At 40.9% G+C, this 24,624-nt stretch carries 20 protein-coding genes; 12 read left to right on the top strand and 8 right to left on the bottom strand.

The genetic code is table 11. The annotated features are described in order from the left end of the window. Positions 1-762 precede the first annotated feature (762 nt). On the bottom strand, positions 763-975 hold the full coding sequence (locus GYM62_RS12230) for a hypothetical protein (RefSeq protein ID WP_219956611.1): 213 nt from the start codon (positions 973-975) through the stop codon (positions 763-765). A gap of 159 nt (positions 976-1,134) precedes the next feature. Between GYM62_RS12230 and GYM62_RS12225 the strand changes: the two genes are divergently transcribed. From GYM62_RS12225 to GYM62_RS12200, 6 genes are all read left to right on the top strand, one after another. Continuing rightward, complete coding sequence (locus GYM62_RS12225; protein ID WP_219956610.1) at positions 1,135-1,974, top strand: hypothetical protein; 840 nt, start codon at positions 1,135-1,137, stop codon at positions 1,972-1,974. After that, positions 1,971-2,609, top strand: coding sequence for a hypothetical protein (locus GYM62_RS12220; RefSeq protein WP_219956609.1), 639 nt, complete (start codon positions 1,971-1,973; stop codon positions 2,607-2,609). Before GYM62_RS12225 ends, GYM62_RS12220 begins: the two co-directional genes overlap by 4 nt. 84 nt (positions 2,610-2,693) lie before the next feature. Further along, positions 2,694-2,921, top strand: a complete 228-nt coding sequence (locus tag GYM62_RS12215) for a hypothetical protein (protein WP_219956608.1) — start codon at positions 2,694-2,696, stop codon at positions 2,919-2,921. Between the two features lie 72 nt (positions 2,922-2,993). Beyond that, positions 2,994-3,539, top strand: a complete 546-nt coding sequence (locus GYM62_RS12210) for a transposase (protein ID WP_219956607.1) — start codon at positions 2,994-2,996, stop codon at positions 3,537-3,539. 146 nt (positions 3,540-3,685) lie between these two features. Further along, positions 3,686-4,066 (top strand): hypothetical protein, encoded by a 381-nt coding sequence (locus GYM62_RS12205; RefSeq protein WP_219956606.1) that lies wholly within the window; start codon positions 3,686-3,688, stop codon positions 4,064-4,066. Positions 4,067-4,270: 204 nt separating this feature from the next. Continuing rightward, the gene (locus tag GYM62_RS12200; RefSeq protein WP_219956605.1) at positions 4,271-4,660 is read left to right on the top strand and encodes a hypothetical protein; all 390 of its coding nucleotides are present in this window, start codon (positions 4,271-4,273) and stop codon (positions 4,658-4,660) included. Between the two features lie 1,118 nt (positions 4,661-5,778). Here GYM62_RS12200 and GYM62_RS12195 read toward each other — a convergent pair. Beyond that, the gene (locus GYM62_RS12195) at positions 5,779-6,897 is read right to left on the bottom strand and encodes a Fic family protein (RefSeq protein WP_219956604.1); all 1,119 of its coding nucleotides are present in this window, start codon (positions 6,895-6,897) and stop codon (positions 5,779-5,781) included. Positions 6,898-7,350: 453 nt separating this feature from the next. On the opposite strand from GYM62_RS12195, the gene GYM62_RS12190 reads away from it, so the two are divergent. Next, positions 7,351-7,935: a DUF4136 domain-containing protein gene (locus tag GYM62_RS12190; protein ID WP_219956603.1), complete on the top strand. Its 585-nt coding sequence runs from the start codon at positions 7,351-7,353 to the stop codon at positions 7,933-7,935. Positions 7,936-8,147: 212 nt separating this feature from the next. Here GYM62_RS12190 and GYM62_RS12185 read toward each other — a convergent pair whose 3' ends face one another. The 5 genes from GYM62_RS12185 to GYM62_RS12165 form a co-directional block, all read right to left on the bottom strand. Next, a complete protein-coding gene (locus GYM62_RS12185; protein ID WP_115080484.1) occupies positions 8,148-9,686 on the bottom strand; it encodes an IS1182 family transposase in 1,539 nt (512 codons plus the stop codon). 95 nt (positions 9,687-9,781) lie between these two features. Next, on the bottom strand, positions 9,782-10,273 hold the full coding sequence (locus GYM62_RS12180; protein ID WP_219956602.1) for a heme-binding domain-containing protein: 492 nt from the start codon (positions 10,271-10,273) through the stop codon (positions 9,782-9,784). 46 nt (positions 10,274-10,319) lie between these two features. After that, positions 10,320-10,529: a hypothetical protein gene (locus GYM62_RS12175; protein ID WP_219956601.1), complete on the bottom strand. Its 210-nt coding sequence runs from the start codon at positions 10,527-10,529 to the stop codon at positions 10,320-10,322. Between the two features lie 76 nt (positions 10,530-10,605). Next, the gene (locus tag GYM62_RS12170; RefSeq protein WP_144605802.1) at positions 10,606-12,072 is read right to left on the bottom strand and encodes a Gfo/Idh/MocA family protein; all 1,467 of its coding nucleotides are present in this window, start codon (positions 12,070-12,072) and stop codon (positions 10,606-10,608) included. A gap of 115 nt (positions 12,073-12,187) precedes the next feature. Next, positions 12,188-13,636, bottom strand: coding sequence for a PhoPQ-activated pathogenicity-related family protein (locus tag GYM62_RS12165; protein WP_219956600.1), 1,449 nt, complete (start codon positions 13,634-13,636; stop codon positions 12,188-12,190). A gap of 105 nt (positions 13,637-13,741) precedes the next feature. Between GYM62_RS12165 and GYM62_RS12160 the strand changes: the two genes are divergently transcribed. The 4 genes from GYM62_RS12160 to GYM62_RS12145 all read left to right on the top strand — a co-directional run bounded on the left by GYM62_RS12160 (position 13,742) and on the right by GYM62_RS12145 (position 20,788). Next, positions 13,742-15,877 (top strand): glycoside hydrolase family 97 protein, encoded by a 2,136-nt coding sequence (locus tag GYM62_RS12160; RefSeq protein ID WP_219956599.1) that lies wholly within the window; start codon positions 13,742-13,744, stop codon positions 15,875-15,877. A 172-nt stretch (positions 15,878-16,049) separates the two neighbouring features. Next, complete coding sequence (locus tag GYM62_RS12155) at positions 16,050-17,087, top strand: hypothetical protein (protein WP_219956598.1); 1,038 nt, start codon at positions 16,050-16,052, stop codon at positions 17,085-17,087. Between the two features lie 165 nt (positions 17,088-17,252). After that, complete coding sequence (locus GYM62_RS12150; protein WP_219956597.1) at positions 17,253-19,634, top strand: TonB-dependent receptor; 2,382 nt, start codon at positions 17,253-17,255, stop codon at positions 19,632-19,634. Continuing rightward, the gene (locus GYM62_RS12145) at positions 19,634-20,788 is read left to right on the top strand and encodes a PepSY domain-containing protein (protein ID WP_219956596.1); all 1,155 of its coding nucleotides are present in this window, start codon (positions 19,634-19,636) and stop codon (positions 20,786-20,788) included. The genes GYM62_RS12150 and GYM62_RS12145 overlap by 1 nt, the downstream gene beginning before the upstream one ends. Here the strand turns inward: GYM62_RS12145 and GYM62_RS12140 are convergent. Then, positions 20,785-21,954 (bottom strand): exo-alpha-sialidase, encoded by a 1,170-nt coding sequence (locus GYM62_RS12140; protein ID WP_219956595.1) that lies wholly within the window; start codon positions 21,952-21,954, stop codon positions 20,785-20,787. The two genes, GYM62_RS12145 and GYM62_RS12140, sit on opposite strands and share 4 nt — an antisense overlap. A 236-nt stretch (positions 21,955-22,190) precedes the next feature. Between GYM62_RS12140 and GYM62_RS12135 the strand changes: the two genes are divergently transcribed. Continuing rightward, positions 22,191-24,617 (top strand): TonB-dependent receptor, encoded by a 2,427-nt coding sequence (locus GYM62_RS12135; RefSeq protein WP_219956594.1) that lies wholly within the window; start codon positions 22,191-22,193, stop codon positions 24,615-24,617. Positions 24,618-24,624: the final 7 nt, after the last annotated feature.

Genomic DNA, 24,624 nt, shown 5'->3' with positions numbered 1-24,624 from the left:
GAAAAAATAAAGAGCCTGTCCCAACGCAAAACACAGCAACAAAAAGACGCTTCACTCCAACCACCACCACCGTTCCGCTTATGCCAGAAAAAAACGGGGTAAGCTATTTAACATAAAATCGCTTCCATTATGGTACAGCCGCTCAAAGCCCACCGCACAAAACCAAAGCTGTACCATAATTCATTTTATGTTCAAGGGGACAAGCCCAAATAGCCACTGCAAGCCAGCCTGTAATCAGCCTTTTGCCCACGCTCCCCACCCGGAAAAGCGGTATCCCGAAACAAAGGGGGCATTTATTTTTTGTTTGTTTTATGCCACTCCCTCCGGTCAGACAATGGCAGAGCCTCCGGCAGGTAGGAAAGTATGCCTGAGCCGAGAAAAGCCAAAGGGTTGCCACCGCTCAGAGCCGACCCGAAACCCTTTGTCTTTACACGGCATACGGCAGAAAGGCAAGAGCGATAAAGAAGTTTTAAGGAGTTGATTTTTAAAGGTAAAAACTTCTTTGCCGCACTTGCTCCACACACCCCGCCACCCTTTTAGCGGTGTTCCCTGCGGTCACGAGTTGTTAGCCCCACCAACCGCACGAACCGACCAAAAACACAACAAAAAGAAAAGCAAAGGAAAGTTCCGGGCTGACAAAAAAGCAAGGGTATATAAACGGCTCGTTCCTCACCGCCCTTGCTTTTTTGCATCCCTACACTTGAAAGGATGGCTTTCTTTTTTTTCTGTTTTTTTCTTTGTGGAAATGTTTATTAAAGGGGGTTAAAACTTGCTTTTAAGCTCTATTACCCATTGCTCAAAATCATCCCTCTTAGTAAACTCCAAAGGCTTTTGACCTTCTTCCATAATAACCTTTACCCGGTGACCTTCATCCAGTGAAGCTCTTACTGAATCAAATGCTCCTTCTGCAGCAACAGGACTGGCTGCAAGGGTGAAAGCATCCCAAATACTCTTGTAATCAAAATTGTGTGTCATATTTTTAAACTTTATTATAAATACTATGGAAAAACAAAAAAGACAGAAATTATCTATTTTTTTTTTCAAATGAATGCCACGCAGTGAACGGAACGGCTTCAAATCCCTGGCGGGGCTTTGTTCAGATGAAAGAAAAAAGTAAGGTGAAAATTATTATCTTTGTCGTTAATGGGTTGCCTGAAACTGACATATAACCAAGCTTTTGAAACCCCGCTAAAAGTCGTGTATAGGACGGCAGCAGTGGAGCAAAAAAGCGTACAGGGGTTTTTAAGTGTCGATCCGATGGCCAGTGAAAGGGAGTGGCTCTCACCTTATAATTTTGTGCAGAACAATCCGATACTGAGGATTGATCCTGACGGCATGCTTGACGAGTATAACTTCAACGTTGATACTGGGGAGTTTGAGTGGATCAGTGATAAAGGAGGGGATGAACGTCAATATGTGAATGTAGTCAATAATGAAGGTGATGTTCTAGGTGAAGGAAGTGTTCAGGGCGATGAAGTGCATGCATATAGGCTTAGGGAAAGTGTTGTGTTAACAAATTTTGATGCGGAGTTTGATGATAGATCATATAACCGAGAAAATGGCTATCAATATTCCTTAGGTGATTTTCAGTTAAGAAATGAATATAAAAAAACCGATAATGTATTCGGTAGATTTATAGATAAAGCGGAAAGAGCTGGAAAGGCAGTGCCTATTTCATTAAGAGAACATGAAATGAAATATGGTTATTTAACCAGCAGGCTTATGATGATGGGGACTGCAATTGAGTCAGGTTTAATGCTTGCAGATCCTTTAGGAAAACCATTTTCATTAGGAGGCTCAAGGTATTTTTCTCGGACCGTTGGAGCAACTGGATCTCAGGGAGCTAAGGCTCTGACAAATGCGAATACTGGTTGGAATTCCTTTTTAAAAGCGAATACAGGGAAGTATAGTGGGGCTGGTTGGCAAAAACGAGCTGCTGCTGATTATTATAAATCTTCATTTTATAGAAAATGATAAGAGTATTGTATATAATCATTGTTAGTGCTCTCTTGCAAAGCTGTTCAGGCGAGTATTTAGATAAAAAAGGTGAGGTTATTGAGAGCCATGTGGTTCCGGGGGCAAGAGGATTCGGGTTTAGGGATGTGGCCAAAATCAGATTTGAAAGGGAAGGGAAAGGTGATACGATTACAATAAAACATACCGGAACTAGACTGGCCTCAGGAGATTCGGTACTTTTTAGGCTGGATCTGAAAAACCCCAGAAATTCTAAACTAATACAGGTAATATATCGATATGATGAATCAGAAGCTTATATACCTATTGATATGCCGAGGGAAAAAATCACTCAATACCATGCTATAGATAAAAAACCATTGTTTAAGGGGGTGATGAATTATGTTGATAATGATAGTGTAGTACAGGTTTTTTTGAAACAAGAATTGTTAAAGACTCAGCGGACAATCCCAGATCGAATAGGGTTATATCTGATAATTGATCAGGAAGGCAAAGCATCCTTGGGAAAAGTTTATGACTCAGATGTGGACACCGAAAAAAATCTCAGAAAAGTTATAGAAAGAATGCCGTTGTTTGAACCAGGGGAACATAGGGGTAAAAAAGTAAAGGTATCCTACTTGGTAGAAATCAAATAAGCAAAAAAGCCCGGCACTGCCGGGCTTTTGTTGTTTTAAGCGCTGAGTGAGTTCTGCACCTGGCACTTGAACAGGAATGCGTCCATGAGTGCGAAGATATGTTCCCTGTCTCAATTTGTAATGATCAAAAGTGGAAGTCAAACATTATGGAAGGATCGCTTGCTGGAAGGGGTACAAAATCTTAACTTTTCTCCTGAGATCAATCCGATGTTGATCTATGAGTTTACCCGATTGCTATTGGCAGAGATTGAATCCAAGAAGACCCCCTCTGGGTGTGGAAGGTACTTGATTGGGGCTAGGTGTAGTTTGTAACTACACCTTTCTATACAAACAATCCCGATGATTATCGGGATGTAATTTGCTGATATCGAAAAACATTGTTTTATGGGAGAGGCCTATCAGATAAGAGATCAAGAAATGCCCTATTTCCTTACTTTTCAGGTTGTAGGTTGGGCGGATGTTTTTACCAGAAAAGTATATCGTGATTTTATTTTGGAGAACCTATCATATTGTCGGTTGGAAAAGGGATTGTACTTGTATGGTTTTGTGATTATGAGCAATCATGTTCATTTAGTGGTTCAGCAAAAGGATGGGAAGCTTTCGGATTGGGTGCGGGATTTTAAAAAGTTCACCAGTAAAAAGCTATTGAAAATGATCCTTGAGAATCCGCAGGAAAGCAGGAGAGAATGGATGAAGATGATTTTTGAGTACCATGCTGAGTTTAATAAACGATCAGGCGATTTTCAGTTTTGGACCCATGACAATCATGCGATAGAACTGTATCGGCCTGAAATGATTGAGACTAGGATGAAGTATATTCATGAGAATCCAGTTAGGGCAGGAATTGTCGAAAAGGAGGAAGAATATTTATACTCGAGTGCTAGGAATTATTCTGGTTTGAAGGGTTTGATTGAAGTGGATTATTGGTAAATAAAGTAACTAAGCCAATTGCAAATTGGTAAGGATATTAGGGTGAAGTTGCAAACTTCACCCAGTCCTAACGATGATTTTACTACACCCAGTGGAGACATCCAGTGCGGGAGCGGCTTCTTACACGGTAAAAAAAGTCAAAGAAGATGAAAATAAGTAAAATATCAGGTGATAGGTTGAGGATTAGAAATCTGGCATCTTACATAGTGGTCGTAGTTTTGATAATTGTAGCCTCTGAAAAGTATGGATATGGGCCAGTTTTAAAAGGATTGGGCATATTTATTGGAATAGTGTTGTTTAACTTGGCTGTAGTTAGGTCTTATCAGGAAATTACGTTCTTTTTTAAAACAAAATCTTGGGGGATTTCATCTCTTGTTACTATACTTTTGATATTATTTGTAGTTGGTATCCCTTTTGTTTTTGTTGCTTTTTTAAAAAGCACATTTGTTATATTGGGATCTGTGATTAGTGCCTGTGTATTAGGTGTCTTACTAATATATGATATAGGAAGGAGGACGTTAGGATAATGGGTAAGCGAACAAGTGCCTCTACAAAGGGATCGAGATATTAAGTGATCTGAACTTAGATTTATATGACTTCAAATCAAGGTTTTACGATCCCCAGCCTCAATCGGAACTTCTGAGCTGCTGAGAAGATTTTGCGCCTAGAGGGAAGGCAGTGAGCCTGCTTCCAGTAAGTTTACGGAATACTCTGATGGGAGTGTTGAAATCTTGATCAATCGAGGGTATTTAAATGATCCAGGTTGTTTGGTGGCGTCCATAGCGTTTGAATCGATCCGACTGAAATCAAAGGTTAAGGGATTTTCAGAGGATGAAGTTTATATGGAGGTGGCACTTGTTTTTTATTGCTTTGGGGTGCTCAATGCAAACAACTCTGTTATTAAAATGGATACATCGTCAGGTAATTTAAGGAGTGGGTGGAATATTAAAAAGGGCCCCAGCCAGCATTCTCCGGCAGCCAATGGTTATCTGCTTGCACTGTATTTATGCTATAGAGGTGAACATAATCCAGATTGGGCAGATTCTTTGGTACATGAAGTTGCGAAAGCCTTTTATGTTGGCGTGAAGTATTTAAAATCCAATTCCGAAAGAAAAGAATAAGCATGTCAAAAAAGGGTTCAAACCATTTATTTATAATTCTGTTGACAGTTTCTATTTTATTATTGTTAACGGGCGGAGTAATGTTGGTGAACAACTTGTCAGTTTATGGAATAAACCGAAGAACATTAATGGTATCGGGATATGGCGGGCACCTAATAATACTGATTGGAATTATATCCTTGATTGTCACCTACTATAGTTTATCCCCTTTCAGTAAGATAAGGAACGTTGGCTTCAGTTTTTTCAAAAAGAGAAGGAACGGGGATAAGAAAAAATGATTGATAGTATAATAGGTTCGGTTTTCTTCGAGTTTGTTGGAGCCTTGACAAAATGGGTTGTATATGCGGTGCTTCACAAAGTAAGGGGGAGAGAGATTATAAGTTTTAAAGAAATGTGGGACTGAAGAAAAGGAAGCCAGAAGTCGGAAATCATCATGCATGGTTTTTCGAATATCCTACTTGGTCTTATAGTGGTGGTTGGTCTTTTTGTTCTGGTTATTAAGTTGACCTGATGATACTATATTGAGATAAAAAGCTCCTGAAAGGTGAACAAATAATTTAAAAGAAAAGCCCGGTCATGTCCGGGCTTTTTTGCTTTACAGCGCAGCGACGTTTTTCTGGAAGAAGTCTTTGAATTTTTTGTTGGTGAGCATCTTGTCGATCAGCTTGAAGATGGTCTGCCTGTCCTCTTCTTCGAGCTGCTGGATTAGGCGCAGCTGTTCGAAGGTTGTCTTGTCCTCGATGTGGACTTCGCCGGGATGTCCCCGTCGTATGCAAGTATCCGGTCGGTGGTCATGTTGAAGAACTGAGCAGCTTTGTACAGCTCTTCGGCGGTGATGGCGCCCTGGTTCCCTTTTTTATTTTGCCCCCTCTGGGAGTAGTAGAATCATGATTAGGACTAGGTGTAGGTTCCACCCTGCAAACCGGCTTCTCTCTAAAAAGCTTTACTAAACCTTTTTGTAACGCTCGATCCTACCTTCATTTGAATACAATCCCGATAGCTACGGGATGGTAAGGATATTTGGGTAAAGTTTCAAACGTCACCTAGCGCCTATCCGGACTTCAGAGGTGTTAAAAAATTTCTAAATCAAGATGAGGATACTTTCTCAAGAGGACTGGCTATTTGTCTATAATCAAATTGACCTGATATCTCAGGCTCCGTCCGCCACCTTCTGCAATAAAAATCCCCAAATTCCTCAATTGTTGCAAATCCCTTGTGGCTGTGGCTTTCGAAGCGCCAGTTAAGGACATATATTTTTTGGCATTCATCCCTCCCTGAAATCCCTCAGGACCTTCTTCAAACATACGATTTAAAACTTTCAGCTGGCGCTCATTCAATTCTTTTCTATAGGTATCAAAAAGTTGGGTTTTTAGAAGAGAATACTCGATCAGTTGCTCTACTTTTTCCTGAGCTTTCAGTACCACTTCTGCAAAATAAAGCAACCATCCGTCTATCTGAAGTGTTCTTTGGGCTTGCTTGAGTTGTTTGTAATAAAGATTTCGATCTGCTTCTAATACCTGGGAAAGGCTTATTAAAATAGGTTGATCCACACCTTGATGGAGGGCTTTTTCAGCCAAGGCCCGACCTATTCGACCATTCCCATCTTCGAAAGGGTGAATACTTTCGAAGTATAGATGTGTCAATCCTGAGCGTAATATTGGGTTTAAAATCGGATTTGCTCCACCGGGTGCTGTAGCATTAAACCAAGCAATAAACAGCTCCATTTCCTTTGGGATTTGGTGCGATGGAGGTGCCTCAAAATGGACTGTTTCTTTTCCAATTGTGCCGGAAACTACTTGCATAGGCTCTCTTCCACTTCGCCACTGCCCTGCCTGTACATAACGATCACCTTCCATCAGCATTTTATGCCAAGAAAAAAGCATCGATTCGTTAAGGGGATCCTGCCAAGACTGTCGAACGGCAACCATCAATCTGGCGATTCCTTTAGCACGATGATCCTTGACCAACCGGGCCTGCTCTTCATGAATTCCAAGATTCTTTTTTAGGGAAGACATTACATCTACTCGGCTTAGAAATTCTCCCTCAATTTCGGAAGTCTTCATAGCTTCAGACAACATTATATCCACAAGAAGTTGATCCTTCTTTTCAGAAGGAATTCCAAGGTATTGTCCATTGGATTTACCGGATTTAAGCAGGAATTTGATCTGAACCTCTTCTATTAATCCTGGAGTAAACTGAAATTCCGGCCAACCTTTTTGTTGCCAATTGTAGCTCATGAGTCTTTTAAGATTCTTATTCGGCTCAAATATAGTAAAAATATGAGCCGAATATCCTGTTTATTCGGCTCAAAAATTCAAAGAATAGGAGTTGTTCCCCTCTGGATGAAGATTGGGGTAGGCGCTGTGCATTGTCCTGACGACTGTATAGGATAAAGCACAGCTTGTTTTAAAAATAAATTGTTTAGACTATAGAACCCAATGAAGTAAGATCTATTAGAATTGGTGGAATATACATTGGATTTGTAAACTTTTTCCAGTGCTTAGTTTATCTATAGTGGAGCTAAGAGCAGAGCATATAAAAGTAATTATTAACATAGCCTCTATCTATCAAATATATATAATATTTGAATCTATATATATTCGTAACATTTATTATATATTCACGTTATATATAGTGTAAGTCAATTAAAGATTTATAATAATTTGTTTCATCTTAAATATTAACCAATCATGAAGTTATTTAATTTTAAAAATATATTTAGTTTAATATTTGCTAATTTTCTCCTTGTTGGCTTTGCGTTGAGTCAGACAGTCTACACCGATAAAAGAGAAGGTGCTGATTTGTCTGAATATCAAACCTACAATTGGGTTTTTGAAAAAGATATGATCCCAAACGATCAAATGTTAGTAAGTGATGATATGGTATTAGTCTACAACAATATGACAGCCAGAAGTCATTTGAAAGAAGCTATCGAAACTCAAATGGAAGCTAGAGGATTTATCTTGGATGAAAAAGATCCTGATATGTTAGTCAACTTTCAGATTTTGGAAGAAGACACAGAATTGAGAACCTACACTATGACAAATGGTCAAGATTATTTAGGATTTGGTCCAAGATCAGTATCCACTAAAATGGTACCTGTAAAAGAAGGAACTGTAATAGTTAACTTTATGGATGCTACTACAGGGAACCAATTATGGCAAGGATTTGCCTCAGGTGCCTTCAATGAAGCTGACATGAAAAATTTGTCAGTATTGGATGCCAAAGTGGTTTCAATATTTAATGATTTCAACTTTGACCTATTTGGAGAATAATATAATTAGTTAAATGGAAAGAGGCTGTCTCATAAATAGTTTTCACATTTAGAGATATTCGATTTTGCGCAATAGAGGCCGATTTTTGATTTTCGGCCTCTATTTTTTTGACCGGGGTTCACATGAGTTGTTTTTTAGGGTCATGGATGGATACTGTGCTCCACTTGCTTTTGTCTTTGTTTTGGGATGAAAAAATGGACATTTAAGGCTGTTCATCCCGCCTTTTTGGCCAGGTTGTGGGCAATGGCCAGAAGGCCTGTTTCAACGGCCACTTTTGCGCTACCGCGGAGCATGAAACGGCTTCTGCCCTTGTTGTATTTGAAGTGTCCGAAGACCGGTTCGACATCGATGGCCCGTTGCTTTCTTTTCTGAATACCTCGCTCTGAGGTTAGCCGTTCCTTTGCTTTGGCTTTCTGTTGCTGGAGTCTTGTGTTGACCTTGATGACTTTGTTTCCCTCCCCGGGATGGCAAGCTGCGGAGAGTGGACAGCCGGAACAGTTTTTAGCCTGATAGTGGCGATAGTGTTGAACGAATCCGGTTGATGTTTTACCGGTGCTTTTCCCGCTCTTTTCCATGGGCTGTCCCATGGGGCAGATGTAGCGGTCGTTTTGCGGGTCGTAATGGAGGTTGTCGAGTAGTCCGTAGACTTTCTTTGCTTTGGATTCCTGTTGAAGTTCTTTGTGGAAATAGTTGTACTTGACGAAGGCTTCGATCTGGTTTTCCTCCAGGAAGCAGTAGTTTTCCTCACTGCCGTATCCCGCATCGGCTGTGTAGCTGGAGGGATAGAAACCGTAGAGCTGACAGTATTTTTCCAGATGAGGTTTGAGGGTCAGCGTATCGGTGGGATTGGGATGCAGGGAGTAGTTGACCACAAACTGTCCGTGGGTACTGAGCTGAAGGTTGTAGGCGGGCTTGAGCTGTCCGTTTTTCATGTGGTCTTCCTTCATCCGCATGAAGGTGGCATCGGGATCGGTTTTGGAGTAGCTGTTGCGTCCTGCCAGGATCTGTTCTTTTTGGTCATATTCTTCCAGTTTGGCCGGCCAGTGCTTTTTGGCGTAGTTTAGTTTCTGCTTCACTTTTTTGTCCACAGGCTTGTCCTGCAGGGCCCGGTTGATCTTGTCCACGGTCTGAGACACTTTCTCCGGACTGGGGTTGATAAAGTCGGGCTCTTCGGCTCCCAGCTCCCGGGCGGCTACCGAACCTGCGTATTCCCAGAGTTCCTGGAGCTGTTTGCTGATCCGCTCCTTGTTCTTTTTGATCGCCTTACCCCAGACAAACGTGTAACGGTTGGCATTGGCCTCTATCTTGGTACCGTCGGTATAGACCTCCTTGATATCCAGAAGGCCTTCTTGATGAAGCAGCAGTACCACTTTGGAGAATATATCGCCGATCACCGGCTTGAGCCGTTCGGAACGAAAGCGGTTGATCGTGTGGTGGTCGGGACGCTGCATCCCCGAAAGCCACATGTACACGATGTTTTCCCGGGTAGCCTTCTCCAGCTTACGGGACGAAAAGCAATTTTCAAGATAGCCATAAACCAAAATCTTCAGCAGCATCCGGGGATGGTAGCTGCTGGCACCGTTTTGCCAATAATAGGCATACACCGAGGAAAGATCGATCTGATCCATCACCGAATTAACGGTTCGGGCTGGATGATGGGCTGGAATTAATTCTTCCAAACTCGGAGGAAGAAGCATCAGCTGGTTGGGAGAATAGTCTTTAAAGACTATATTCGTGTCTTGTTTTTGCACACCTCAAAATACCTATTTTGAGTTAAACAAGAAAGGCTAGCCGAGAAATCAGCTAGCCTATTAAACTATCTACTTTTGAGACAGCCTCTTTTTTTTTAGTTTCTTTTTCGAACCAAACTATCAGCAGGGTAGGTAGCTTGCAAATAAGCCATTTGCTCTTTGGCCCAGTTTATTAAAATTTCCCTCTCCTCATCTGATAAATTTGCCTCGGGATGTAATCCGAAATTAGTATAGGAATCTAATGGCATTTCCTTTTCTTCCATTACTTCGACTACCTCCTCCAATTTATGATATTGAATTGCCAATGGGCGATTGGTAAATTCAGAAAAATTCAGGTGTCGCTTGCCATCTGTTACATGACTATTCAACCAATAGCCCACAGGTTCGATCTGACTATACCAAGGATAAACAGTTTGATTGGAGTGGCAATCATTACAGGCATTTTTAAAGATGGTCTGCACATTGTCTGGAATGTTATAGCTTTTTGAAATATCAAACTCGTAATTGGAAGACTCATTTTTTTCATAAGGAATGAATTGAATAGCAATGAGTATAATCAAAATGGCAATGCTGATTTTCTTAATCATGGTGTTGGGTGTTTTAATTTTTCAGAAATATATGACTATGAAGCGTTCATTTAGAAGATTTAGGATGAAATCTCAATCCGTCAATCACTAAACATAGCCCTGCTTGAAATGCAATCAATGCAGCGGTTCCATACCAAAACCATTCATTTCCGGAAAGTTTTTGCAATCCTGCATCAATCGCCATCGAGAGACCAGTTCCCGTGAGAAGCAGACCCAATACAGATTGGATTAACCAGCGAGTGTATAAATTTTTCATGAAGCTAATTTTATCATTTATCTTAATAAAAAAGCCCTTTCGAATGCTTTCGAAAGGGCTTAAGTAGACTTGAAATCTAAACTTCAAATCCTTTTCTATATTGTCTGCCAACAAATTGATTGGCTTCCTCCAAATTGGTAATTCGCATATTTTCGCCGTCCCAAAGTAGTTTCTTTCTGGCAAAAAACTCCATTCTCCCCTGACTGTTTTCTTTGCGAAGCATATAGCTTCGGATGGCCAAATTACCCATCAATACTGTTTCTGTCATAGGACCTGCATAATCAAAGGATGAAGTCAAGCCTTGGTGTTCTTTGCTGCCAAACCCAGCTTTACAGGCTTCGACCCATAATCTTTGATGGCCATATTCTCTTTCAAAACCTTCTTCAGACTGTGGTCCCATTTCTGTGGTTCCATCATTGAGGTAGAGTTTCGGCATCAATGGGGATGAATCATTGATATTGGTGGAAATGATTCCTTTTTCACCAATAATTAATACTCCATTTGCAGAGTTTGCTCCTCCAATATCCTCATTGGCAGGAATGATGTCAGGGTGTGAAGGGCGGATACCTCCGTCGCTCCAGGTCATTTCAATTTTTGACTTACTTTTTGGAGTAGCGTCAAAATGCAAGGTGATGAAAGAGGACGCAGGGCATCCCTCAGGATGGTAATCCGGAGTCCACATTTGACTGAATACAGAGCCTACACTACATTCTGCATCAGTCGGGTATTTCAATCCTAAAGTTCTGAACGGAATATCAATCAAATGACATCCTACATCGCCCAATGCGCCCGTTCCGTAATCCCACCAACCTCTCCAATTGAATGGATGAAGGTTAGGTGTAAATGGAATCTCGGGAGCTGGCCCTAACCATAAATCCCAATTAAGCGCATCCGGCTTCGCTCCTGGCTCTGCTTTGGGGAAAGCTCCGCCTTGTGGCCAAACAGGTCGGTTGGTCCAAACCTGAACTTTGGAAATAGCACCGATTTTATCTTCATCTATCCATTGCTGCACCAGCTTCAATAGGGGGTTGGAACCACCTTGATTTCCCATTTGGGTAACTACCTTCTGGCTTCTTGCCATTTCTGTCAGCATTCTGGCCTCACGGATATTATGGGTCATGGGCTTCTGCACGTACACATGCTTATTTCTCTCCATCGCATATTTGGCTGCAGGGCCATGCACATGATCTGGGGTGGAAATGGTCACAGCATCTATTTCAGGCATCTTATCCAACATTTCCCGGTAGTCGGCAAAGAGCTTGGCTTTGGGGAAATTGTCTACTGAACGTTTGGCTGAGCCTGCAAAATCTACGTCACAAAGAGCGATGACTCTTTCTCTTCCTCCTACCGAAGCAAGTTCTATATCGCTGGCACCTTTTCCTCCGGCACCTATTGCTGCCAATACCAATTGATCAGAAGGAGCTGTAAATCCAACTCCTCCCAGTACATTTCTAGGTACTATAAAAAAAGAAGAGGCAATGGCTGCATTTTTAATAAACTCTCGCCGGGACTGGCCAGAACCGGTTTTTTTTGGGTCTTTCATGGGTTGGTTAATTGAGGTTTAATAGTTTAAAATTGATTGGAGAATCTGAATTTAAGGCTTCTTGAATATTATTGGCAAAGTTTATTGTTAATCGGTTAAATTTTGGGTTGGGATTTTATTCCGCTGCGGTAGCCTTCCTTTTGGGAGTAAAAGCCTCATAGGGGTAGGTTCTCGGTAAAACTTCTACTCCTGAAGACACTTTGAGCGGACTCTTACCTGTATAAGTTAGCTCTACGAAATACGCTCTAAATCCTTCAATCGGCTCTTTCATCATAACTTCCAATTTTCCTGAAGCAGGCATGCTGATTTCTTCGGCTACCCAATTAGGCCCGAATTCATCTATTCTAAAATCTCTAGAAAGGGGATTGAATGCTGACCAAAGTTTTACCGAAGTTGGTAAATAGGTACTGTCAGTTTGAATGAGGATCTTATCCTCCTGAACTTCCCAGCTATAAGTGGGTCTAGGTGTTTGGTTCAAAACTGAGGCATAGAAAGAAATCAAATTTGGCAAGGCATCAGATTCGGATAAGTCATGACCGAAATTGGGAACATATTGCACGTGCTTTTCTCCTTTCAAGTCATTCCAATAAAACTCCCAACTGTCAGGCTGAAAAAACTGATCGCCAGCGGCATTGATTAATAGTTTTGGAATAGTCAGTTCATCGATGAATGAATAAGGTTCTGTCAGCTCCAAAAGCCTTCCAAATTCCGGAGTACCCATCCAGTCCATGATTCCTTCCCGCACATAATCGTTGACAGCAGGTGCCCAATAACCATAATTTCTCCAGTGATGCGCAAAGGAGGGCTCCAAGTTCAGTAGATCTATCACAACCGGAGCTATAGCAATTACCCTTGAGTCCGTGGCAGCCGTTGTCCAGGTGGTCCATCCTCTTTTAGATGCTCCAGCTACAAAATAGTTGTTTATTTCCTGTTGATAGGTGTTTTTTGCCACTTCAGATACAGCATCCATAGCCAATTTTACTGCTTTTGTCATGGGAAATCTGGCCAGCCAAATAGCATCTTCATCATTTGCTCCACCCTCCAAAAATTTCCTCCATCCGTATGCGATTATTGCATCTTCATATCGCTCTCCAAATGAATCATTCGCGAAGGTCAGCGGCTGAAAGGGGATGTTGTGAATTTGCGCTGTGATGGAGTTTGTTTGCTTTGCCGCTTCCAAAATAAGTGGAGGAGCTTTGGTGGGCAGAGGCGTATCTCTTGCCCCGCCACCTATCCACATCATGCCCGTTTGATGTTCTACCTTTTTTGGAACCACAATAGACACCCAATGCCACCATTCAGTTTCATCGACTAGACTATCAGCCAACCAATGCTGGGAGTACATTTTTAAGACATGGTAATCATGGTCTGATTCGGAGCTGCTATGTACGATTTCGTATCTAAAAGTCGGATCAGGAGCTTGAACATAATCCCGAAGTAAATTTCCTGAAGAAATCGGACTTGATTTCTCCTCTTCCTTGGGACTTTGACAGGAAGCTAAAATCAGGCTTGTCAAGAAAAGTAGGAAGAAAATGCCTGATACTCGTAAAGTGCAGATTTTCATAGATGTAGGCTATAGGGTTTTGTTTCAAAATCTAATAATTTAATGGCATTGCTACAATGGCAAGGGGATAAATCCTTTATTTGTAAGCTCAAATTTTATGTTGTTATGCTTAAAAAATCAACCTTCCTGCTACTTGCAGGATTCTTTATTTCGCTTTTTGTTGAGGCACAGGTACTCAGGTCTCCAGACGGGAATTTCCAAATGGAATTTTCTCTTACCGATAAGGGAGAACCTAGCTATCAGCTCAATTTCAAAAATAAGCCGGTGGTGCTTTCCAGTCTTTTGGGCTTTGATTTGAAAAATGATGAGATCGACTTGTTGGAGGGATTTCAGGTCAAAAACTCAGAGACCTCATCCAAAGATGAAATTTGGAATCCGGTTTGGGGAGAAGAAAGCCAAATCAGAAATCATTACAATGAATTTTTGGTAGAGTTAGAGCAGGCAGAAACCAGCAGAATTATCAAAATCAGATTTAGACTTTTTGATACTGGACTGGGCTTTCGCTATGAGTTTCCTGTTCAGGAAAACATGGGACACTTTGTTGTTCAGGAGGAAAGAACACAGTTTGCCATGGCGGGAGATCATACAGCTTTTTGGATTCCGGGAGATTATGATACCCAGGAATACGATTACATGGAGTCCAAGTTGACGGAAATCAGATCTTTGATGGAAGAAGCCATCACTCCAAATGCTTCCCAAACTCCATTTTCAGATACAGGGGTGCAGACAGCCTTGATGATGAAGTCAGCGGATGGTTTATATATAAATATCCATGAGGCCGCTTTGATAGATTATCCTGCTATGCACTTGGATCTAAACGATCAAGACTTGGTTTTTGAAAGCCACTTGACGCCCGACTCTCAAGGCAATAAAGGTTTTTTGGTCACTCTTGCTCAAAGCCCTTGGCGAACAGTTATTGTGGGTGAAAATGCTGCAAAAATTCTGGAATCCCGCATCACTTATAATTTGAATGAACCTTCGAAAATCGAAAATACCTCCTGGATCAAGCCTATGAAATATGTGGGAGTTTGGTGGGAAATGATTACCGGGCAAAGTAGCTGGGCATACACTGATGAGTTAAAAGCGGTCAAATTGGGTGTAACTGATTACTCTCAGGTAAAACCCAATGGCAAACATGGTGCTACCACTGCAAATGTTAAAAAGTACATTGATTTTGCAGCAAAACACGGATTCGATGGAGTACTTGTGGAAGGCTGGAATATTGGATGGGAAGATTGGTTTGGCAATTCCAAGGACTATGTGTTCGATTTTGTAACTCCCTATCCTGACTTTGATATAGATGCTGTGAGGGATTATGCAAAAGGGAAAGGTGTGCAGATGATCATGCATCATGAGACCTCTTCTTCCGTCAGAAATTATGAGCGACATATGGATGAAGCCTATCAGTTGATGAAAGACTATGGATATCCGGCGGTGAAGAGTGGCTATGTGGGAGATATCATTCCAAGAGGAGAATATCATTATTCCCAATGGCTAGTCAATCATTACCAATATGCCATAGAAAAAGCGGCGGAATACCAAATCATGGTCAATGCTCACGAGGCTGTAAGACCGACAGGGGTAGCGAGAACCTGGCCTAACTTGATTGCCAACGAATCAGCCAGGGGAACAGAATACCAGGCTTTTGGCGGTAGCAAAGCAAATCATGTGACCATTTTACCATTTACAAGACAGATTGGAGGTCCAATGGATTATACTCCGGGTATTTTTGAAATGGATGTTTTCAATGGATCCCATGTCAACAGTACTTTGGCTAATCAATTAGCCTTGTATGTAACCATGTACTCACCGCTTCAAATGGCAGCAGATTATCCTGAAAATTATGACCGTTTCCCTGATGCATTTCAGTTTATCCAAGACGTGGCTATAGACTGGGAGAAAAGTTTGTATTTGGAGGCAGAACCTGGCTATTACTTGACTATTGCTAGGAAAGCGAAGGATTCCGGCGATTGGTTTGTCGGAAATGTCAATGGAATGGCCGGAAGAACAGGGCAGGTAAGTTTCAATTTTCTGGACCCATCCAAATCTTATATAGCGGTAATTTATGCAGATAAAGCAGATGCCCATTTCAAAAGCAATCCACAGGCTTATGAAGTCAAAAAGTTTGCTGTGGATGCTAAATCAGTTCTCAAACAATTTTCCGCACCGGGTGGAGGATATGCTGTTCACATCAAGGAAGCTACAAAAGAAGAGTTGAAAGGGTTAAAAAAGTTGAAGTGAAAAAATAATGGCCGTTCACCGGTATTTTGAATCAAATATTTTACAAAAGCGCGAATTCAGTTCGTGCTTTTTTGTTTTCGAGACCACTTTGTATAAAGAGAGTTCCAACTAATAATTATTTGATAAAGCTATGAACAAGTGTTATCTTTCATAAAAAGATGGATTTTTAAACATGAAAAGGCAATACATTATTTTTATCCTTATCCTAGTTGTTTTGATTTCATGCAAAAAGGACGAAGAAACAGAACCGATAGGCCTTCCTTTGGTAAGTTGGGAGGTTAAGGAAGTAGATGTTAATTATTCAGGTCCATATTCAGATTATCTATTTTTGAATGAGAAGAATTTCTTTTTTTTAAGTAATTCACTTTTAAAATCTACAGACGGAGGAAGAAATTTCTCCCAGCTAACAGGTAATTTAACTTCGGTGAATAGGAGAGAATTAGCAGTTCTGGATGAGAATCATATTTGGGTGGCCTTGGATAGTTTGGATGAGGTAAATAGAGAGGTGGTTACTAATTTTTTACGGAGTACCGATTCTGGTGAAAATTGGGAAAAATGGACTGTAAGGAATATCCGATTGGATGAAATCTCTTTTATTTCACCTACCAAAGGCTTTGCATTTGGAGTTCAATTTATACCTGGACAAAATGAAGGAATTAATCAATTATTCGAAACAAAAGATTCTGGAAAAACCTGGTTAAATGTGGAGGAGGTTGAACTGAAAACCACCCTGTCAAAGATCGTTTGGGAGAATTCAAATACAGGTTATCTTGTTGATTTGTCTGCTCCTATTTACATTACGGAGGATGCCGGTGAGACTTGGGGGTTTTTAGGAAGGATTGCGGAACCTACAGATGTTTTCAATTATGCGATAAATGAAAATCAGTTTTTTGTCTTTAGAAATAATGAAACCCTTCGCCTGGATAGATTAACGGGTAAAATTCAGAAAGTTGCAGATCATCCTCTACAAATAATCAGTCATAGAGGAGATGATTTATTAGGGGTATTGCTATTCGATGCCTGCATGATTGTTAGCCCATGTACCAGAAGGTGGGTGACTTCAAATGATTCAGGAAGAACATGGTCAAAAAAAATAATTGCACCCTACGAGATAGGTTATAACTTTTCATCACAACAATTGGGGCCTGGAAAGGCAGTATTTCTAACCCCTAGTTTTACCAGTCCATTGATATTTGTTACTAAAAGGTAGTTTTAAGATTTACTTTTTTCGAAATCTTTTAAAAAGCACTTAAAAGAAGAGGGAAGGATTTCGATAGGTTAATTCAATGATTATTTTTCTTTAGATTATTTCTAAATAGCTTGTTTAGAATTAGTCTAATTAATAGGTTTGTGTCGTTAAATTAAAATCAACAGCATGAACCATAAATTTGTACTCAGTTTTAGTCTGGTTTGCCTGATGGTAATCAGTGCTTTAGGACAAACAGCTACTATCAGAGGGAAGGTTACCACCTCAGATAACCAAGGCGTAGAATTTGTCAATGTTGGAATTAAAGGTAAGTCCAAGGGGGCAAGTACCGATCGTTTTGGAAACTTTGAAATCAAAGGAATAGAGCCTGGAAGGCTGACTGTGTTTGCTTCTTTTGTAGGTGCAGAAAAGCAGGAAAAAACAATAGAATTAAGTGCCGATCAGGTTTTAACCTTGAACTTTCAGCTTCAGCAAAGCTCTACTGATCTGGATGAAATAGTAGTCTCTGATCAATTTTCGAATCGACTTTATGAGGATAGTGCATTTACAATAGCCAAGCTTCCCCTCAAAGACTTGGAAAATCCCCAGGTATATAATTCAATATCTTCCAAGCTTCTCAAAGAGCAGGTTGCAACCAGCGTGAATGAAGCGATGAAAAATGCTACAGGTGTGACCCGACTTTGGGAATCAACCGGTAGAGGGGGCGATGGTGCCGAGTATTATAGCATGAGAGGATTTTCTGTTCAACCTACTATGGTCAATGGACTACCAAGCGTGAATAATGGAAGTTTAGACCCTGCTAATATAGAATCTGTAGATGTGATCAAGGGGCCATCCGGTACGCTCTTTGGAAGTCCTTTGATTTCTTATGGAGGTCTGATCAACATTACCACCAAAAAGCCCATGGATCAATTCAAGGGAGAATTAGGGTTTATAACGGGAAGTTTTGGGTTAAACAGGTTAACGGGTGATATCAATATTCCCTTGACAACTGATGCTGCGATGAGAGTTAATACTGCTTATCAATCTCAAAATTCATTTCAGGATGCCGGAGGAAGAAAATCATTTTTTATAGCTCCTTCTTTCCGATTAAAGGCAAGCGAAAAGCTTACATTTTTAATTAATACTGAGTTCTTAAATGCTGAATCAGTCAATGCACCAATGATATTCTTAAATCGAAATGCCCCATTATCATTTGAGAGTATTGATCTTTTTGAGCAAAATTATTTCCGCTCTTTTACCAGCAATGAATTGTCCATCAGAAATACATCTTATGCCATTCAGGCACAGGCCTTCTATGAGCTTTCACCTAACTGGACTTCCCAAACTGTGCTTTCCAGAAGTTCCACCAAGACGGATGGATACTATCACTATCTCTGGGATCAGACCAATGGAAATGACTTCGTTCGTTTTATTTCAGATCGAAATGGGCAAACCATCACCACAGATGTGCAGCAAAATTTCATAGGGGAATTCAACCTTGGCAGTTTTAAAAACAAAACGGTAATTGGCCTGGATTACTTTCAATCCAATGTCTTGGACGGAAGCACTGCCTGGAGAGCCAATGGAATGATTTCTCTAACAGAAGGAGCCGATACGGGTGATTTAACCCGTGCTGGAGTAGATGATATTTTGAAAGGAACTTTTGTAGGAAATTCCTCAGCGCAAAATCAGGTCATCAGTGCTTACATTTCCAATGTCACAGAACTGCTTCCTCGCTTATCAGTAATGACCAGTTTGAGAGTTGATAGATTCAGTGATCAGACTGAAGGGGTTACGGAGGAGGAAAGAAATGAACAAACTGCACTTTCTCCCAAATTTGGGATCGTGTATCAACCCTTAAAGGATAAGGTTTCCATTTTCGGAAACTATATGAATGGCTTTGTCAATGTCGCGCCCGCCCAAGTGAGTGATGCGGACGGTTCTAATCCGAGAATACGGACTTTTGACCCAGAACAAGCCAATCAGTTGGAATTCGGCGTGAAGACCAACCTGTATCAAAATAAGATTTCAGCAACTGCAAGCTATTATAATATCCTGGTTAAAAACCGGGTAATGGCTGACCCAAACAATATTAATAACTCTATTCAGGGAGGGGAAGTGGTAAGTAGAGGCTTTGAATTTAGCTTGATTGCCAATCCTCTGAGAGGCCTGAACTTGGTGGCAGGTTTTGCAAAAAACCATTCCGAAGTAACAGCAGACAATCCTGAAAATGGCTATTTGGGCTTAAGACCTGAGCAGGCTGGACCAGATCAGTTGGTGAACTTTTGGGCCAGCTATACTTTGACACAAGGATCTTTGAAAGGATTAGGACTAGGATTCGGAGGAAATGCTGCCAGTGAGCATTTGACACTGAATAGGGCCAACACTGGAACCTTTGCACTTCCAGCATACCAAGTGTTGGATGCATCCATCTCTTATACAGGTTCTCAGTATTTGTTAGCCTTGAAAGTCAATAATCTGACAGATCAAAAATACTTTACAGGTTGGTCGACAGTGACTCCTCAAAGTCCGAGAAATATTTCTTTAAGCTTGAATTATAGATTCTAATGCATCTTAAAAAATGGATTGGTAAAATTCACCTCTGGCTCGGATTATCTTCCGGGCTAGTGGTGTTTATAGTTGCGGTCACAGGCTGTATTTATGCCTTTCAATCTGAAATTCAGGATTTGACCCAGGAATATCGATTTGTAGAGCCTCAAGATAAACCGGTATTATATCCTACCGAAATCTGGGAAAAGGCTGATCAGGCATTACCGGGAAAGCATCTTCATGCAGTGCTTTACCCAACTGCTGAAAGAGCTGCCCAGGCTATTTATTATAGTTTTGAAGAGCATTACTATTACTTTGTTTATGTCAACCCTTACACTGGAGAGGTATTAAAAGTAAAGGATGAGTTTGCAGATTTCTTTAGGATAGTGCTTGATGGACACTTTTACTTATGGCTTCCGCCAGAGATCGGTCAACCAGTGGTTGCTGGGTTTACTTTGATCTTTTTAGTCATGTGTATTTCCGGCTTAATCCTTTGGTGGCCTAAATCGAAACAGAAAAAATCCCAAAAATTCAGTATTAGATGGGGTGCCAGATGGAGAAGAAAGAATTATGACCTGCATCAAGTGCTTGGATTTTACGTCTTGACTTTTGCCCTAGTTTTTGCATTGACTGGACTGGTTTGGGGATATACATGGTTTAGAGATGCAGTTTATTTTGCCAGCACAGGTGGTAAAGATTATCAAGAGTATTATACCCCAGTGTCTGACTCCACACAGGTTGCCACAGATTCCCTTCCTGCATTGGATAGAGCTTGGCTCAAAATGAGAGCACTTTATCCCAATGCTGAATGGATTGAAGTTCACCCTCCTGAATTTGAGCATGCTTCCATTGCGACCAATGCAAATCCCGATGCCAGCACTTATTGGAAAATGGATTACAGGTATTTTGACCAATACACTATGGAAGAACTTCCGGTTGATCATATTTGGAACCGCTTTCCAGAAGCATCATTTGGCGATAAGTTGGCAAGGATGAATTATGATATTCATGTAGGAGCAATAGGAGGCTTGGCTGGAAAAATCCTAGCCTTTTGCCTCAGTGCAATCATAGCTTCTTTGCCAGTTACAGGATGTCTAATTTGGTGGGGGAGAAAAAATAAGAAGACGAAAAAAGCCAAACCGATTAATAAAGAAGATGCAGTAATGGCTTAGAAATTTTGGCTCCAAGGCAAAATTTTAAAGATTATTTCCTGATACTGATTTCTCTCATAGAGTATGCCCAGCTTGTTTTGATCGAGTTTTACCAGATCTGAATAAGCTGTCCAAGGTAGTAGAGCAGAATCTCCGGTGTAGTCGACAGGAATGATATGGTCCCAAGTTTGGCCTTCATCATAACTGATTTTGATAGTCAAATAATTGCGTTCTTCCGTATCTGCGGCGTTTGAATGTGCTAAAATGGTTTTACCTTCTCTTTCACCTATAGACAAAATAGATGCCTGACAAACGGGATCTGGCAACTGATCTTCAAAATGCACATTCTCCCATGTTTGCCCTCCGTCTGAGGAATAGGCCAGAATCCTCTGCCGGATATCACCACGTTGATTTCGGATGCTCATGATCATCCGTCCATCGCTTATTTCTGCTGCGATAGATTCATTTGAACCGGGAATATCTACGGACTCAGATAATGAAAAACTGTTGCCATGATCATCTGTGAAAAAACCGTGGGCTTGATACTCTGAAAAATTGTCTTGCGGGTCTCCTTTGGAATGATTGGCTGCTATAAAGATTCTTCCCTTGTAAGGCCCTTCTTGAAACTGAAATGCATGCCCCGGAGTGTTGGCATAATGTCTCCAATCTTCCGGGTTTTGATAGGCAGGATTGAAACTTGGATTATTGGGTTTGTGAACTTGCAGGGTGATGTTTTCTGGAGTTTCCCAAGTTCTTCCCAAATCGTAAGATTTCATCATCCAAACTTCCCGCACCCCCTTATTCATCCGAATATCATATTCATGATTATTTCCGGTATTGTAAAAAAGGATGATGACTCCGTTAGGGTAATTGGGATCAAACATGTCCACAACAGTAGCTGGGTTTCCAGCCTGTAAGCTGTCATAATCCACCAATGTTTGAATAGGAGACCAGGTATGTCCACCATCCAAGCTTCTTTTCATGACCAGGTTGATATCCCCAAAGTCATCAGTTCCATTCACTCTGCCTTCTGCAAAGGCCAATAAATCTCCATTTGGCAAAGAAATAATGGCAGGAATACGGTAGACGGCATGACCTTCTTGACCTGCCTCGAAAACCGGAATTTCCTGACAAAATACGTGTTGAATAAAAAATGAGAGAAAAAGAAAAAGAGCAGTTTTCTTCACAATCTAGGTTGTTTTGGGTGAGTCAAATTTAAATGAATTTGCGAGATAGAACTGTCCAAGGTAAGCCATGGCCTCTTCTTTTAAGTAATCGTATTAAATTTTATATGCTGTAAATGAAAGTATTACGATTAATTTAAAATCTTTATTTAGATTTTTTCCAAATAAGTATTGCTTGAGATTTCGTCCGCATTTACATTTGCATCATTATTTTAAATCAATCTAGATAAAGATAGGAGATGAGGTTCGTTTACAGTTTATTGATTTGCAGTTTGCTGTTTTCTACAGAGCTTTTCGCACAGAAAAACTTGATCAAAGGAAGGATTTCTGACGAAAATGGAAATCCGGTTCGTGGTGCTTCAATTGTTTTGGAAGGAACAGTGAGAGGGGTTCAGTCTGATTTAAATGGCAGATATGAGCTGAAAGATTTTCCAAAAGGAAATTACACCCTTATGGTGAGTTTAGTGGGATTTCAAACTTGGTCTGAAGAATTCTCAATTGGAGAGCAGGAGACCAAAGAGTTTGATATCACGCTTCAAGAGGGCGATTTGCTTTTATCAGAAGTTAATGTTTCCGCAAGCAGGGGGATCTTAGGTCAAGAGAACCTTCCTGAAGTTTCTGACTTCAGAATCAATGCGGGAAAGAAGAATGAAGTCATTAAAATAGGAGAGATCAATGCCAATTTGGCGATGAACAATAGCCGTCAGATTTTTGGTAAAACTCCAGGAATGTCCATCTGGGAAAATGACGGATCAGGTATTCAGTTGGGTGTAGCCTCCCGAGGCTTAAGCCCTAATAGATCTTGGGAATTCAACGTCAGAATGAATGGCTATGATATTACCCCTGATCCTATGGGATATCCTGAGGCTTATTTTACACCTCCTATGGAAGTGGTAGAGCAGATTGAAATCATTAGAGGTGCATCTTCTTTACAATATGGCCCTCAGTTTGGTGGCTTGATGAATTTTGTCTTAAGAAAGCCGGATAAATCTACCCGTTTCACTGCTGAGTCAATTAATACAATTGGAAGCTATGGGCTTTTCAGTTCTTTCAACTACATAGGAGGAACCGAAGGAAAATGGAATTACACAGCTTATTATCAAAAAAGAAGGGGTGATGGCTGGAGAGAAAATGGATTTTTCAATACAGATCATGCTCACTTAGAGGTTAATTATGCTGCCAGCAACCGTCTGAAGTTGGGTTATGAAATGACCTATATGACCACAGAGACTCAGCAACCCGGAGGCGTTACTGATGCACAATTCGAGGAGGATTCCCGTCAAAGCACCAGAAGTCGAAATTGGTTCAATACTCCTTGGTTTATTCCTTCCCTTTCCGCAGAATACATCGTGTCACCTAGCACCAAGTTAAATTGGAAGGCATTTGGAACATTTGCTGAAAGAAATTCCGTAGGCTTTATGCGTCCGATCAATCAGGAGGACGATTTGGGTAACCGCCAGGTGGATAGAGATTTCTACACTACCTACGGAACCGAATTGAGAATGAGTACCAACTATGAGCTGTTTGGCCAGGAACAGACTTTGATCACAGGATTCCGATATTTCAATGGTGCAATTGACAGAAGGCAGCTAGGAACAGGCACTGCTGGCTTTGAAATGGATTTCTCCGTGCAAGAAGGAGACTTCAGAAGACAACTGGACTTCAATAACATCAATACAGCTGCATTTGCAGAAAATGTATTCAGGTTCAATGATAAGTTTCTCTTGACTGCCGGTCTACGCTATGAAAATATCCGCTCTAATATGGAAGGTCAGCTGAATTTGACCAACGGAGTTCCTCAAACTTTAGAGCCGATTACCAGAACTCGAAACTTTGTACTGTTGGGTTTGGGAGCGGAATACCATGTCACTAAGACTACAGAGTTTTACACCAACTTCTCTCAGGCATATAGGCCGGTATTGATTTCAGATTTGACTCCTCCGGCTACAACGGATGTGATTGATCCAAATTTGCAGGACTCCAGAGGATATAATTTTGACTTAGGCTATAGAGGTTCAATTTTCCCTTATGTCAAATTTGATTTGGGATATTTCCAACTCAACTATCAGGACAGAATTGGAACAATTGCCCAAAGTAGACAAGATGGAAGTATCTATCAATTCAGAACCAATCTTGGAAATTCAATCAGCCGTGGATTTGAAGGCTATGTGGAATTTGATCCCGTGACGGCAATTTTTGAAAGTTCTCGATTTGGATACCTGCACCTTTTCGCTTCCTTGGCCTTTATTGACGCCACTTACGGAGATTTTGAAGTGACATCTGTGAGCAATGGAGAGATTGTAACAAGAAATCTGGAAGGAAACCAAGTAGAAAATGCGCCGAGAAAAATCAATCGATTTGGTGCAACCTACAACCTGGGTAAGTTCTCCATGACTTGGCAGTTGAGCGATGTTGGAGAAGCTTTTTCTGATGCATCCAATACGGTTGAACCCAACGCTACCGCTACAGTTGGCTTGATTCCAGCCTATCAGGTTCAGGATCTATCTGCCTCCTGGAATGTTTGGAAGCAGCATTCTATCAAAGCGGGAGTTAATAATCTAACAGATGAAAGATATTTTACCCGAAGAGCGGGGGGATATCCAGGGCCAGGTATTATGCCGGCAGACGGAAGAACCTTTTACTTGACTTTGGGATTGAAATTCTAATTTCTAA

The organism is Algoriphagus sp. NBT04N3 (genome assembly GCF_019443765.1).
GTDB classification, from domain to species: Bacteria; Bacteroidota; Bacteroidia; order Cytophagales; family Cyclobacteriaceae; genus Algoriphagus; species Algoriphagus ornithinivorans.
This window is presented reverse-complemented; position numbering and strand designations above follow the sequence as displayed.

What these genes read in the sequence shown, in the direction of transcription:
- GYM62_RS12210 (WP_219956607.1), top strand. Translation starts at nt 2,994, where the DNA reads ATGGGAGAGGCCTATCAGATAAGAGATCAAGAAATGCCCTATTTCCTT.
- GYM62_RS12205 (WP_219956606.1), top strand. Translation starts at nt 3,686, where the DNA reads ATGAAAATAAGTAAAATATCAGGTGATAGGTTGAGGATTAGAAATCTG.
- GYM62_RS12160 (WP_219956599.1), top strand. Translation starts at nt 13,742, where the DNA reads ATGCTTAAAAAATCAACCTTCCTGCTACTTGCAGGATTCTTTATTTCG.
- GYM62_RS12155 (WP_219956598.1), top strand. Translation starts at nt 16,050, where the DNA reads ATGAAAAGGCAATACATTATTTTTATCCTTATCCTAGTTGTTTTGATT.
- GYM62_RS12195 (WP_219956604.1), bottom strand. Translation starts at nt 6,897, where the DNA reads ATGAGCTACAATTGGCAACAAAAAGGTTGGCCGGAATTTCAGTTTACT.
- GYM62_RS12165 (WP_219956600.1), bottom strand. Translation starts at nt 13,636, where the DNA reads ATGAAAATCTGCACTTTACGAGTATCAGGCATTTTCTTCCTACTTTTC.
- GYM62_RS12175 (WP_219956601.1), bottom strand. Translation starts at nt 10,529, where the DNA reads ATGAAAAATTTATACACTCGCTGGTTAATCCAATCTGTATTGGGTCTG.
- GYM62_RS12220 (WP_219956609.1), top strand. Translation starts at nt 1,971, where the DNA reads ATGATAAGAGTATTGTATATAATCATTGTTAGTGCTCTCTTGCAAAGC.
- GYM62_RS12150 (WP_219956597.1), top strand. Translation starts at nt 17,253, where the DNA reads ATGAACCATAAATTTGTACTCAGTTTTAGTCTGGTTTGCCTGATGGTA.
- GYM62_RS12180 (WP_219956602.1), bottom strand. Translation starts at nt 10,273, where the DNA reads ATGATTAAGAAAATCAGCATTGCCATTTTGATTATACTCATTGCTATT.
- GYM62_RS12135 (WP_219956594.1), top strand. Translation starts at nt 22,191, where the DNA reads ATGAGGTTCGTTTACAGTTTATTGATTTGCAGTTTGCTGTTTTCTACA.
- GYM62_RS12170 (WP_144605802.1), bottom strand. Translation starts at nt 12,072, where the DNA reads ATGAAAGACCCAAAAAAAACCGGTTCTGGCCAGTCCCGGCGAGAGTTT.
- GYM62_RS12215 (WP_219956608.1), top strand. Translation starts at nt 2,694, where the DNA reads ATGAGTGCGAAGATATGTTCCCTGTCTCAATTTGTAATGATCAAAAGT.
- GYM62_RS12145 (WP_219956596.1), top strand. Translation starts at nt 19,634, where the DNA reads ATGCATCTTAAAAAATGGATTGGTAAAATTCACCTCTGGCTCGGATTA.
- GYM62_RS12230 (WP_219956611.1), bottom strand. Translation starts at nt 975, where the DNA reads ATGACACACAATTTTGATTACAAGAGTATTTGGGATGCTTTCACCCTT.
- GYM62_RS12190 (WP_219956603.1), top strand. Translation starts at nt 7,351, where the DNA reads ATGAAGTTATTTAATTTTAAAAATATATTTAGTTTAATATTTGCTAAT.